This window comes from Mesorhizobium sp. M3A.F.Ca.ET.175.01.1.1, from assembly GCF_004791945.1.
Classification (GTDB): domain Bacteria; phylum Pseudomonadota; class Alphaproteobacteria; order Rhizobiales; family Rhizobiaceae; genus Mesorhizobium.
The window spans coordinates 61,704-74,367 of the sequence record NZ_SRTP01000004.1 but is presented as its reverse complement, the minus strand read 5'-3'; the positions used below and the strand labels follow the sequence as shown (position 1 = coordinate 74,367).

The 12,664-nt window shown below is 65.0% G+C and carries 11 protein-coding genes; 4 read left to right on the top strand and 7 right to left on the bottom strand.

All coding sequences use genetic code 11. The annotated features are described in order from the left end of the window. Positions 1–152 precede the first annotated feature (152 nt). The 5 genes from EN818_RS11790 to EN818_RS11765 form a co-directional block, all read right to left on the bottom strand. A complete protein-coding gene (locus EN818_RS11790) occupies positions 153–2,186 on the bottom strand; it encodes an aldo/keto reductase (protein WP_095805459.1) in 2,034 nt (677 codons plus the stop codon). 57 nt (positions 2,187–2,243) lie between these two features. Beyond that, complete coding sequence (ugpC, locus tag EN818_RS11785; protein ID WP_095805343.1) at positions 2,244–3,329, bottom strand: sn-glycerol-3-phosphate ABC transporter ATP-binding protein UgpC; 1,086 nt, start codon at positions 3,327–3,329, stop codon at positions 2,244–2,246. A gap of 12 nt (positions 3,330–3,341) precedes the next feature. Then, positions 3,342–4,178 carry a carbohydrate ABC transporter permease gene (locus EN818_RS11780; RefSeq protein WP_095805344.1) on the bottom strand — a complete coding sequence of 279 codons (837 nt, stop codon included), beginning with the start codon at positions 4,176–4,178 and terminating at the stop codon, positions 3,342–3,344. Next, a complete protein-coding gene (locus EN818_RS11775) occupies positions 4,175–5,035 on the bottom strand; it encodes a sugar ABC transporter permease (protein ID WP_095805345.1) in 861 nt (286 codons plus the stop codon). The genes EN818_RS11780 and EN818_RS11775 overlap by 4 nt, the downstream gene beginning before the upstream one ends. A gap of 345 nt (positions 5,036–5,380) precedes the next feature. Then, entirely contained in the window at positions 5,381–6,649 is a 1,269-nt protein-coding gene (locus EN818_RS11765) for an ABC transporter substrate-binding protein (RefSeq protein ID WP_095805346.1), read from the bottom strand. 106 nt (positions 6,650–6,755) lie between these two features. Between EN818_RS11765 and EN818_RS11760 the strand changes: the two genes are divergently transcribed. Further along, positions 6,756–7,622, top strand: coding sequence for a helix-turn-helix domain-containing protein (locus EN818_RS11760; RefSeq protein WP_095805460.1), 867 nt, complete (start codon positions 6,756–6,758; stop codon positions 7,620–7,622). Between the two features lie 4 nt (positions 7,623–7,626). Here EN818_RS11760 and EN818_RS11755 read toward each other — a convergent pair whose 3' ends face one another. Continuing rightward, positions 7,627–7,842 (bottom strand): hypothetical protein, encoded by a 216-nt coding sequence (locus EN818_RS11755; protein WP_095805347.1) that lies wholly within the window; start codon positions 7,840–7,842, stop codon positions 7,627–7,629. Beyond that, positions 7,839–8,594: a COG4280 domain-containing protein gene (locus tag EN818_RS11750; RefSeq protein WP_095805461.1), complete on the bottom strand. Its 756-nt coding sequence runs from the start codon at positions 8,592–8,594 to the stop codon at positions 7,839–7,841. The genes EN818_RS11755 and EN818_RS11750 overlap by 4 nt, the downstream gene beginning before the upstream one ends. 182 nt (positions 8,595–8,776) lie before the next feature. Between EN818_RS11750 and EN818_RS11745 the strand changes: the two genes are divergently transcribed. From EN818_RS11745 to EN818_RS11735, 3 genes are all read left to right on the top strand, one after another. Further along, on the top strand, positions 8,777–10,270 hold the full coding sequence (locus tag EN818_RS11745) for an aldehyde dehydrogenase family protein (RefSeq protein ID WP_095805348.1): 1,494 nt from the start codon (positions 8,777–8,779) through the stop codon (positions 10,268–10,270). Positions 10,271–10,418: 148 nt separating this feature from the next. Beyond that, positions 10,419–11,438, top strand: a complete 1,020-nt coding sequence (locus EN818_RS11740; RefSeq protein WP_095805462.1) for an LLM class flavin-dependent oxidoreductase — start codon at positions 10,419–10,421, stop codon at positions 11,436–11,438. Between the two features lie 136 nt (positions 11,439–11,574). Further along, the gene (locus tag EN818_RS11735; protein ID WP_095805463.1) at positions 11,575–12,546 is read left to right on the top strand and encodes a sugar ABC transporter substrate-binding protein; all 972 of its coding nucleotides are present in this window, start codon (positions 11,575–11,577) and stop codon (positions 12,544–12,546) included. The last annotated feature ends 118 nt before the right edge of the window (positions 12,547–12,664 follow it).

Sequence of the window (12,664 nt, the reverse complement as noted above, 5' to 3'; positions counted from 1 at the left end):
AAGGAATGCCGGCTTTGGCCTGTCTTCTCGTGCCAGTCACATGTTAGGAGACGCCGGCGGGACAGCACCCCCCTCTGCCTTGCCAGGCATCTCCCCCGCAAGGGGGGAGATTGGATGTCGCGGCGGCCTTCGCCAATCTCAAGCGTCGGCTCCTACGCCCGCCTTCTCTCCGGCCCGTTGTCCAGCCACGCCACATCTTCCGCCGACAGCTCAATGTCCAGCGCCTTCAAGCTGTCCTCGAGCTCGTCCAGCGTGCGCGGACCGATCAGCGGCACCGACGGGAAGGGCTGCGCCAAGACGTAAGCCAGCGCGACATGGATCGGGCTCTTGCCGAGCCTCCGCGCCAGTTCGATCGCCCGGTCGCGGCGGCCGAAATTCTTCTGCGAATACCAGACGCGCACCAACTCCTCATTGTCGGTGCGGTCGCGGCCGGCGCGATCGGTGAAGAAGCCGCGGCCCTGGCTCGACCAGGCGAAGTTCGGCATCTGCCTTGCCGTCAGCCAGGCTTTCCAATCATCGCTCGAAGAAGTGATGCAGCCGGCCCAGATCGGCTCCAGCATCTCGGCCAGCGAGAAATTGTTGGAGAGCGCGCCCGGCTTCTGCTTGCCGGTGCGCTCGGCATAGGCAATCGCCTCATCCATGCGCTCCATCGTCCAGTTGGAGCCGCCGAACGGGCCGCGGATGCGGCCGGCCTTCACCTCCCGGTCCATGGCGTCGACGAATTCGCCGACCGGCACGTCCGAATTGTCGCGGTGCATGAAATAGATGTCGACATGGTCGGTCTGCAGCCGGTCGAGCGACTGGGCGAGCTGCTTGCCGATCACATCGGGGTAGCAGAGCGGCGAATGGGCGCCCTTGGCGATGATGACCGACTGTTCGCGCACGCCGCGATTCTTCAGCCATTGGCCGAGCAGCGTCTCGGTGTAGCCGCCGCCGTACACATAGCCGGTGTCGAACAGATTGCCGCCGGCCTCGAAATAAGCGTCGAGCAGGATCGAGCCCGAGGAGAAGGTGCGGAAATCCTCGAAGCCGAGCGCCAGCCGCGAAGCCGGCCGCGGCAGTCCCGGAATGGTGCGCTTGCCGATGGCGGTGCCGCCGGCCCTGAGCGGCCGGCCGGAGATGGTGTTGATGCGCTTTGCCGGCTTCTCGATTTCGTATTCCAGCCCGACCGCGGCACGCCATTTGTCGAGAACACGCAGATTATGGAGGCTGTCGGCCCAACTCATGCCCGGCCAGGCGAATTCCTGCCGGCCCGCTTGGATTGCTTCGCCCGCAGCGTCGACCTCGAAGGAATAGAGATGACGCGTCTCGTTGACGCTGACGGTTTCGCGCGCAGCCCCGGATCGGACCACGTCGATCCGGCCCAGGCCGACATCGCGGTTGCCGCCGGCGAACCAGAAGTCGGGCACCTCGATGTGACCCTTGGTGCCGAAGATGCGCAGCACATTGTCCTGGTTCAGCGAAATGCTGCAGGAGACCTCGGCGACGATGCCGCCCGGGAAGGTGAGCAGCGCCGAGGCCCACTCGTCGACTCTCGATTGGCCGAGATGGGCGGCACCCACTACCCTGTCCGGCTCGAGGAAAGGTCGTCCCGCCGCCGCACCCGCGATCAGCCGCGCCATCGACACCGGATAGCCGCCGACATCGAGAATGCCGCCGCCGGCAAGCTCGTTGGCATAAAGCCGATGCTCGGGCATGAAGCCCGGCATGGCGAAGCCGAAGCTCGACTTGATCATGCGAACCTCGCCGATGACGCCTGACTTGATCAGCTCGACCAGCTGCCGGGTCTGCGGGTGAAGCCGGTACATGAAGGCTTCGCCCAGGAACGTGCCGGCCTTGCGGGCCGCGTGCATCATGGCATCCGCCTCGAAGGCGGTCAGCGCCAGCGGTTTCTCGCACAGCACATGTTTGCCGGCTTCCGCGGCCTTGATTGCCCATTCGGCGTGGCCGGGATGCGGTGTCGCGATGTAGACGGCGTCGACGCAGTCATCGGCAAGCAGCGCCTCGTAGCCGCCGAGGATGCGCGCACCCGCAAAGGCTTCGGCGAGTCCCGGCTTGCCGGGGTTGCGGGCGCCGAGCGCGACCAGCTCGCCGGTACGCGACTGCGCGACGCCGCCGGCGAAGGATCTTGCGATGCTGCCGGGCCCGAGAATGCCCCAGCGAATCTTTCTGGATATGGATGTCATGTCAAAATTCTCCATGGGTCGCCGCGCTCGCCTTGGCGATCGGGCAGGAAAGGAAAGTCAGCGGATGCGCGCGCCTGTCTTATCGAAGAGCAGCGAGCGGTCGGCCTTGATCGAGACGGTGAAGTGGTCGCCGCTGGCGCGCTGACGCGCGGCCTCGCGCTCGATGATCAGCTCCTCTGGCCCGGCATCGGCATAGACGTAGCTTACCGAGCCCAAATGCTCGGCGACCTCGGCCTTGACGGCGATGTCGCAGTCGCCTTGCCCGGCCTCGAAGAAATGCTCGGGCCGAACGCCGAGCGCCACCTCGGCGCCTGCGGCCGGTGCCGCGTCGCAAAGCGGCTTGCGCAGTCTCGCGCCGCCATGATTGACGAGTTCGATGGTCGCGAAGCCGTGCCCTGCCTCGACGACCCTCGCGGCGATAAAATTCATCTTCGGCGAGCCGATGAAGCCGGCGACGAAGCGATTGGCCGGATCGTCGTAGAGGTCGAGCGGAGCGCCGATCTGCTCGACATTGCCGGCCTTGAGCACGACGATCCGGTCAGCCAGCGTCATCGCCTCGGTCTGGTCGTGCGTCACATAGATCATGGTGGCGCCGAGTTCCTTGTGCAGGCGCGAGATTTCGATCCGCATCTGGACTCGCAATTCGGCGTCGAGGTTGCTGAGCGGCTCGTCGAAGAGGAAGACCTGCGGCTCGCGCACGATGGCGCGGCCGATGGCGACGCGCTGGCGCTGGCCGCCGGACAATTGCTTCGGCCGCCGCTGCATCAGCTCGTCGATGCACAGGATTTCGGCGGCGCGCTTCACCCGCCGATCGGTGTCGGCCTTGGGGTTGCCGTTCATCCTCAGACCGAAGCTGAGGTTCTGCTCCACCGTCATATGCGGATAGAGCGCGTAGGACTGGAAAACCATGGCGATGCCGCGGTCGGCCGGCTCGACATCGTTCACCACCTTGCCGCCGATGGCGATCTCGCCGCTGCTGATGTCCTCGAGCCCGGCGACCATGCGCAAGAGCGTGGACTTGCCGCAGCCGGACGGGCCGACGAAGACGACGAACTCGCCATCGGCGATGTCGATGCTGGCGCCATGGACGACTTCGAAGACGCCGAAGCGCTTGACGACATTGGTGAGGGTGACCGCAGCCATCCTGGTCCTGTCCTATTTGACTGCGCCGGCGGCGATGCCGGCGATGAAATGACGCTGCAGCAGCACGAAGACGACAAGCATCGGCACGGTCAGCATGACGGCGCCGGCCATGATGCCGCCCCATGAAACCTTGGTCAGGCCGATCAGCGTGCCGAGCGCGACCGGCGCCGTCATCGCGCCGGGCTGGCTGTTGATCAGCAGCGGCCACAGATAATTGTTCCAGGAGGCGAGGAAGAGGATGATGGCAAGCGCCGCCAGCATCGGCCGCGCCAGGGGCAGCGCGACGAAAAGGAAGATGCGCCACTCCTTCACGCCCTCGACGCGCGCGGCGTCGAACAGCTCGGCCGGCATCATCGAGAAGGCCTGGCGCATGAAGAGCACGCCGAGCGAATTGAACAGCGGCGGCACGATCAGCGCGACCCAGGTGTTGGCGAGCTGGAAGTCGCGCGCCACCATTATGAATTGCGGGATCAGCACGACCGCATAGGGAAGCGTGATGGTGCCGAAGATGATCGCCACCACCATGCCCTTGCCGAAGAACTCGTAGCGCGCCAGCGCCCAGCCGGCCATCGAGGTGAGCAGCACCGACAGAAAGGTGTAGGTCACCGCGACCGAGACCGAGATGCCGATGGCGCCGATGAAATTGGTGTCGCGCTCGAGATTGCCGACATTGTCGAGGAAGCTGTCACGCGGCAGAAGCTGGATGCCGGGGCTGAAGATGGCGTTGTCGGGCATGGTGGCGAACACCACCATCATCCACAGCGGGAACAGCCAGACCAGCGCCAGCGGCGTCAGGACGAGATGTAGCAGGATGCTGCGGCCGAGGCGATTGTTGGCGCGCGAGGTCATTTCGGGTCTCTCGTCAGCCAGAGCTGCACCAGGGTGATGGCGATCGCCAGCCCGGCCATGGTGTAGGCGATGGCCGAGGCATAGCCGAAATTGAGCGAGCGGAAACCCTGGCGGTAAAGCAAGAGACCCAGCGTCTCGGTGCCGCCGCCCGGTCCGCCGCGCTCGGTGATCAGGAACGGCTCGGTGAAGAGCTGCATGGTGCCGATGATCGACAGCACGGCGCAGAAGACGATCACCGGCTTCAGCAGCGGCAAGGTGATGTAGAAGAACTGCTTGACCTTGCTGACGCGATCCAGCGTCGCCGCCTCGTAGACGTCGTCCGGAATGGACTGCAGGCCGGCGAGGATGATGATGGCGTTGTAGCCGGCCCAGCGCCAGGTGACCGCGATCATGATCAGCGCCATGGCCGGCGTGACGTTGGAGAACCAGTCGATTTTCGGCAGGCCGACGCCGTTGAGCAGCTTGTTGACGATACCGAAATCAAGGCTGAACATCAGCCGGAACACCGCCGAATAGGCCACCTCGCCGACCACGACCGGAGCGAAGAAGGCGAAGCGGTAGAGACCGCGCAGTTTCAGCAGTGGCGAATTCAAGAGCACCGCCATCACGATCGCCAGCGCGATCATCACCGGCACCTGGATGACGAGGATCAGCAGGGTGTTCTTGAGCGCGTTGAAGAAGGCCGGGTCGCCGATCAGGCGGCCCCAGTTGAAGGCCGGCGCGAATCGCCACGGCACGGTGCGAGTCGCCTGGAAGGAGATCAGGAAGGAACTGATGATCGGCCAGATCCAGAAAATGGCGAAGACCAGCAGATAGGGCGTGAGGAAGCGATACGCGGTGGCGTTCCGGTAGCGCATCGTCTTCCTCCTTTCCGGTTCCGGGATTGTGACATGCCGCCTCTGGCGTCGTGTCAGCTATAATGCCGGTGTGGCTCGCGGTTCCATTTCAGCGCAGCCTCAACTGTCGATGCCGCCGCCGCCCCTCATCGCCCGCCGGGCACTTCTCCCCGTATAGTGACGGGGAGAAGGGGCTGGGCGCACCGCCGGCGCCCCCCCGACCTTGGCGATTGGCGAAACCGTTGGCGACAGCGCCCCTCTCCCCGTCACTATACGGGGAGAGGATGCCGGCAGGCAGGTGAGGGGCAGCGCCGACGGTCCGGCAATCTTGCTGTCGAAACTGCCAGCGGCACCATTCCCGCCTCCTCACTTTACCGGCAGGCCGGTCGCCGAGGCGATCTGGTTGGCGGCGTCGTCGAGCGCCGCCTTGGCATCCGGATAGCCGCCGCCCAGATATTTGGTCTGCACGGCGCGCATGATGATCTCGGCATCGCTCTGGAACTGCGTGCCGCGGCTCGGCACCACCTTGGGCAGGGTGGCGAGAATGTCCTTCCACACCGCCTGGCCGCCCCAGTAGTCCAGACCCTGCGAGACGTAGGGGTCTTGGAGCGCCGAGATCAGCGACGGCACCAGGCCGAAATCCTTCAGCATGGTGATCTGGCCTTCATTGGTCTCCAACGTGTATTTCAGATAGGCGTAGGCCGCTTCCTTGTTCTTGCTGGCCGAGGTGATGGCCAAGGAGGAGCCGCCGAGATTTGCGGCACGCGGCCCGTCGGCGGTGAGGCTGGGCATCGGGTAGACGCCCCACTTGCCGCTCTCCTTCGGCGATTCGGTGCGGATCGTGCCTTCATACCAGCCGCCATAGACCTGGCTGGCGACGGTGCCGGCGGTGTTGTTGGTGATCTTGGTGCCCCAGTCGGCCGACGACATGATGCCGGCGTCCTTCATCTCCTTGATCTTGGTCAGGGTATCGACGCATTTCGGCTGGTTGACCGTGATCGACTGGCCGTCCTCGGCGAAGTAGCCGCAGCCTTGCTCGTTGGAGATCATCCGGAAGAATTCGGTGTCGCCGTTGAAATCGGCATTGGTCATGGTGACGCCGGGATTGACGGCCTGGATCTTCTTGCCGGCGGCGATGAAATCGTCCCAGGTCTTGATCGAGGCGGGATCGACGCCAGCCTTTTCGTAGAAGTCGCGGCGGTAGAACACCGCCACCGGTCCGGAATCCCACGGCATCGCGTAGGCCTTGTCGCCCACTTCGAGCTCGGTGCGCTTGAAATCGGGGAATTTCTTCTCGTCCTCGGCGGTGTAGCCAAGCGTGTGCAGGTCAACGAAACAGTCGGGGAACTGACTCCAGTAGTTCTCGGCCTCGCCATTCTCGATCGAGACGATGTCGGGCAGACCGACGCCGCCGGCGGCGCAACCGGCAATCGACTTGTCATAGGTAGGCTGATTGCCGAGGTCCTGAACGGTGACCTTGATGTCGGGATACTTCTTGTTGAAGCCGGCTACCGTGGCCTTCAGCGAGGAAGCGGCGATGTTCCAGCTCCAAATCGTGATTTCGCCGGATTGCGCCAGCGCCGGGCCGGAGCCCAGCGCAAGCAAAAGCGTGGCGCAGGTCAGTGTGGTGCGCATTGAAATCCTCCCATTTCGTTTGCTCTCTCACCGTGAGCGTGGCTAGATTATGCGGCGCGGAAGGCTTGTCCCCGACAAAGGGAATAAGAAGTTGGCGGAAAGTAAGATGCCTGGGCGTCCGTTCTATCAGCCCGGCGCGAGCAGCGTCGAAGGCCTGCCCTTGGCGCTGCAGATGTTCCACAACCATCCGCTGGTGATGCTGAAACCCCACTGGCACGCCCAGGTCGAGGTGAACTTCATCGTGCGCGGCAGCGTGCATTACCGCATGGCGGAGCATGAGATATCGCTTTCGGCCGGCGAGATGTGCCTGTTCTGGGGCGGCCTGCCGCACCAGATGGACGACCTGACGGATGACGCCATCTATGCCGGCGCGCACCTGCCGCTGGTGCATTTCTTCAGGCTGCATTTGCCGGCCGATGTCAGGCACCGGCTGATGACCGGGGCGACGCTGGTGACGAATGCCACCGACCAGTCTGACAATGATAATTTCAGACGCTGGAACGAGTATGCGCGCTCGGGCGATCCGGCAAAGGCCGAACATGCCGTCAACGAGCTGCTGTTGAGGCTCGAGCGGGTGCGCTTCGAGCCGTACCGGCTGGTGCCGGGGACCGGACCGGGGCAAGGTGCCGGCAATCCCTTCGACCAGCAGTCGTCGCGCAATGTCGGGCGCATGTGCGACTTCATCGCCGAAAATTTCCTTTACGACATCGATTGCGTGAACATCGCTGCCGCCGCCGACATTCACCCGAAATACGCCATGAGCCTGTTCAAGAAATCGACCGGCATGACGCTCAACGAGTATGTCAACCTGCTGCGGCTGAGCTACGCGCAGGCGCTGCTGATGCATGAGGATGCCAATGTTCTTAAGGTGGCGATGGACTCCGGCTTCGGCTCGCTGAGCGCCTTCAACAAGTCGTTCCGCAAGCTTGCCGGCATGTCTCCCTCCGATTTCCGCAGGGCGGGCGGCCGGTAGCCCATCACCTCTCTCCCTCACGTGCCGCGCGGCGGGCGCTCTGCCACAATATGGCGAGGCAGCCGAGCAGGATCAGCACGCCGCCGGCGAGCGGCGGCAGTCCGAGCAGCTTCACGGCCGCTCCGATCAAGGCGATCAGGACCAGCGCCAACAGCGCCAGGCTGCCGTCGTCGACGAACATGCCGACCAGCTCCTTCAGGATGAGGCTGAGGATCTTCATCGGGCGCTTCCTTCAGCGGGCCTAGGATAGACGCCGCGCAGCCGGCGCACGATGGCGAAGGACGTCCCGGCAATGATGCCGAAAATGGCTATGAGCGCGAAATCCTCGCCGGGCCACTCGGCGCCGAGGCCCTCACCGGTCCAGAATACGCCGAAGCTGGTCAGCATCAGCCCGACAATGAATTTGAGCGCGTTTTCCGGAACGCGCGCCAGCGGGCGGTGGACGGCCAGGCCGACAAGCATCACCAGCACGAAAGCCGCCAGCGCACCCAGGCTGGCATAGAGCGTCTGCCCATGCGCGGCGCCGACGGCGACGACGATGAACACCACCTCCACGCCTTCGAGCAGCACCGCCTTGAAGGCCGCCACGCCGGCCAGGTAGTCGGCGCGGCGGTCGGCCGCCTGGCGGCCAAGCGCGGCGGTCTGCCGCAAGAAGGCCGCCTCCTCGTCGCGCAGCGCGAGGATGCCGGCTCTGCGCAGGATCGCCTTGCGCAACCAGCGCATGCCGAACAGGATGAGAAGCACGCCGACCACGAATTGCAGGACGGTGATGGGGACGAGCGCCAGCAGCGGTCCGAAGGCCAGCACCAGCGCCGCCAGCACGGCGAGAGCCAGCGCGGCGCCCGTCAGCGCCGGGCGCCAGCTGCGCGTCACGCCGACGGCAAGCACGATGGTGAAGGCTTCGACGACCTCGACAAAGGACGCCAGGAACGATGCCGTGACGGTGGAGAGGATGGGTGTCAGGTCGTGCAAAGGTCGGGTCTCCAGCATTGCCGCCGAGTGATCACGCTCGACGCGCAGCCCTTGTTCAATCGGTTATGAAGCCCAAACTATGGCAGATTGGAATATGCGGACGACCGGCGGCGGCGTGCCCGCCTTGCAGCCCGATCTTAGGCGATGCCATAACGCCACGAACCAGCTAAGGAAACAACCGGATGGCGATACCGGCGAGACGTCTTTCCCCACGCACCCCGATCGACGGCCGGCACCGGCAGATGCTGATCGACGGCCAGTGGTGCGACGCTGTCAGCGGCCGGACATTCGAAACGCGCAACCCGGCCACCGGCGCCCTGATCGGCACCGTGCCGCAGGCCGACGCGAAAGACATCGATCTCGCGGTTTCTGCGGCGCGCCGCGCCTTCGAAGGGCCGTGGAGCCGGTTCAAGCCCTATGAGCGACAGCTGCTCCTGCTGAAGATTGCCGATCTGATGGAGCGGCATTGGGAAGAGCTGGCGCTTTCCGACACCACCGATATGGGCATGCCGATCACCCGCACCCTGGCCAACAGGAACCGCGTGCTCGGCATGCTGCGCTTCTATGCCGGCATGGCGACGTCGATCCACGGCCACACGATCGGCAATTCGCTGCCGGGCGAGATCGTCTCCTACACGCGCAAGGAGCCGGTCGGCGTGGTCGGCGCGATCATTCCCTGGAATGCGCCGACCGCCGCCTCGATCTGGAAGATCGGCCCGGCTCTGGCCACCGGCTGCACCATCGTCTTGAAGCCCTCGGAAGAGGCGCCGCTGACGCCGCTCCTGATCGCCGACCTGATGCAGGAGGCCGGCGTGCCGCCCGGCGTCGTCAATGTCGTGACCGGCACCGGCGCGGAAGCCGGCGCGCCGCTGGCCGCGCATATGGATGTCGACAAGCTTGTCTTCACCGGCTCGACCGCCACCGGCCAGGCCATCCTGCGCGCCTCGGCCGCCAACATGAAGCGCGTGTCGCTGGAACTCGGCGGCAAGTCGCCGGTGATCGTCTTGGCCGATGCCGATATCGAGCGCGCCGTGCCGGTGACGGCGATGTCCGTGTTCGCCAATTCCGGCCAGATCTGCATTGCCGGCTCGCGGCTTTTCGTCGAGCGGCCGATCTACGACGAATTCGTCGAGCGCGTCGCCGCCTTCGCCGCGAAACTCCGCATCGGCGACGGCGCCGATCCCGACACCGAGATCGGGCCGCTGATCTCACCGCGGCAGCTCGAGCGTGTCACAGGCTTCATCGAGGACGGCGCGCGCGAAGGCGCGCGGCTGCTGACGGGCGGCATGCGCATCACCGAGGGCGCCCTGGCCGCCGGCAATTTCATGACGCCCGGTGTGTTCTCAGGGGTCAGCGACGGCATGCGCATCGCGCGCGAGGAAATTTTTGGGCCGATCATCTCGGCGCTGCCCTTCGACACGCTGGACGAGGCGGTGCGGCGCGGCAACGACACGCCCTACGGACTCGGCGCCGGCGTGTTCACCCGCGACGTCGGCAAGGCGCATCAGCTCGCCAACCGGCTGCGCGCCGGCTCGGTCTGGGTCAACACCTATCACGCCATCGACCCGGCGGTGCCCTTCGGCGGCTACAAGATGAGCGGCTACGGCCGCGAGGGCGGCGCCGAGCATCTCGATGAATATCTCCACACCAAGGGCGTCTGGATCCGTACTGATTGACAGTCTGTATCAATTCAGTGTCCGTTGAATCGCTGCCCTGCCCTACTACCTGTCTTCACGAAATTCCCAGGCCGAAAGCGTTGGCTTTTCCTGGGCAACAAACGAATTTCAGCGGCTCGGCGAGCCGCTCCGGACTGGAATGGAGCGCATGAAGAAGATCGGGTTTCTTTCGTTCGGGCATTGGTCGCCCGCGCCGCAATCGGGCACGCGCTCGGGAGCGGACGCGCTGCTGCAATCGATCGACCTGGCGGTCGCGGCCGAGGAGCTCGGCGCCGACGGCGCCTATTTCCGCGTCCACCATTTTGCCCGGCAGCTCGGCTCGCCCTTCCCGCTGCTGGCCGCGGCGGGCGCGAAGACGAAGCGGATCGAGCTCGGCACCGCCGTCATCGACATGCGCTACGAAAACCCGCTCTACATGGCCGAGGATGCCGGCGCGGCCGACCTGATCGCCGGCGGGCGGCTGCAGCTCGGCATCAGCCGCGGCTCGCCCGAGCAGGTGATCGATGGCTGGCGATACTTCGGCTACGTGCCGGAAGAGGGCAAGAGCGACGCCGACATGGCGCGCCGCCACGCCGAGATTTTCCTGGACCTGCTGCGCGGCGAAGGTTTTGCGCAGCCCAATCCGCGGCCAATGTTTCCCAACCCGCCCGGGCTGCTGCGCCTGGAGCCGTTCTCCGCTGGCCTGCGCGAGCGCATCTGGTGGGGTGCCGCCACCAACGCCACCGCCGAATGGGCGGCCAGGCTCGGCATGAACCTGCAGAGCTCGACGCTGAAATTCGACGAGAGCGGCGAGCCGCTGCACATCCAGCAGGCCGAGCAGATCCGCGCCTACCGCGCCGCCTGGAAGGAAGCCGGCCACGCCAGGGAGCCGCGCGTCTCGGTCAGCCGCAGCATCTTTGCGCTCGTCAACGACATGGACCGCGCCTATTTCGGCGGCAGCGAGGGCGAGGACCATTTCGGCTATATCGAGCCGGAGAAGCGCGCCGTCTTCGGCCGCACCTATGCCGCCGAGCCGGACGTCCTGGTCGAACAGCTCAGGCAAGACCAGGCGATCGCCGAGGCCGACACGCTGCTGCTCACCGTGCCCAACCAGCTCGGCGTCGACTACAACGCCCATGTCATCGAGGCGATCCTGAAGCACGTCGCGCCGGCGCTGGGCTGGCGCTAAGCCGGACCGACTTCCCCAATATTGCTGCGGCGCTCGGGATGTGGCTTACCGTCGATATTGACACCTGATAAAATAACATCTTACTTTCACGTAATCGGTTACGTAACCGATTACGGCTTAATGAGTGGAGGAAAGCATGAGCAAGACTTCAAAGTCGCATGGACTCGATCTAAGCCGCTTCTCGCGGCGCCAGTTTCTCAGGACCAGCGCGCTTGCCGCCGGCGCGCTCGCACTGCCATTCGGCCCGGCTTTCGCTGCCGACAAGCCGAAGGTCGGCCTGGTCATGAAGTCCCTGGCCAACGAGTTCTTCAAGCAGATGCAGGCCGGCGCCGAGGCGTATGCGGCCAAGAACAAGGACAAGTTCGATTTCGCCGCCGTCGGCATGAAGGACGAGCGCGATTTCGCCGCGCAGGTCGATGCGATCGAGAACTTCATCACCCAGAACTACAACATCATCGTCGTGGCGCCGGCCGATTCCAAGGCCATGGTGACGCCGATCGCCAAGGCGCTGAAGGCCGGCATCAAGGTCATCAACATCGACGTCGCGCTCGACGAGGAAGCCAAGAAGAAGGCCGGCATCGATCTCGCCTTCTTCGGCCCGGACAACCGGGCCGGCGCCAAGCTGGCGGGCGACGCGCTCGGCAAGGCGCTGGGCAAGGGCGGCAAGGTCGTCATCCTCGAAGGCAATCCGGAGGCCGACAACGCCAAGCAGCGCAAGCTCGGCTTCGACGACGCGGTCAAGGAACACGGCCTCGACCTGCTCGACTCCAAGACGGCGCATTGGGAGACCGAGGAAGCCAACACGCTGATGACCAACTTCCTTACCCAGCACCCGGATATCCAGGGCGTGATGGCGGCCAACGACTCGATGGCGCTCGGCGTCGTCAAGGCGATCGACGCGGCCGGCAAGTCGGGCCAGATCAAGGTGGTCGGATTCGACAACATCCCGGCCGTCGGGCCGCTGCTCAAGGAAGGCAAGATGCTCGCCACCGTCGAGCAGTATGGCGCGCAGATGGCGGCGCTCGGCATCGACTACGGCCTGCGCGAGCTCGCCGGCGAAAAATTCTCCGGCTGGGTCAAGACGGACATCAAGCTGGTCACGGCGTGAAACTGCCAACGGCACCAGCGTCGATAGCTGGTGCTATCGCCCATTTTACCTGATCGTCGCCGCCGGCCTGTTCCGGCGGCGAGGATGGCGCGTTCCTATCGCTTTCGCGGTAGAAGAG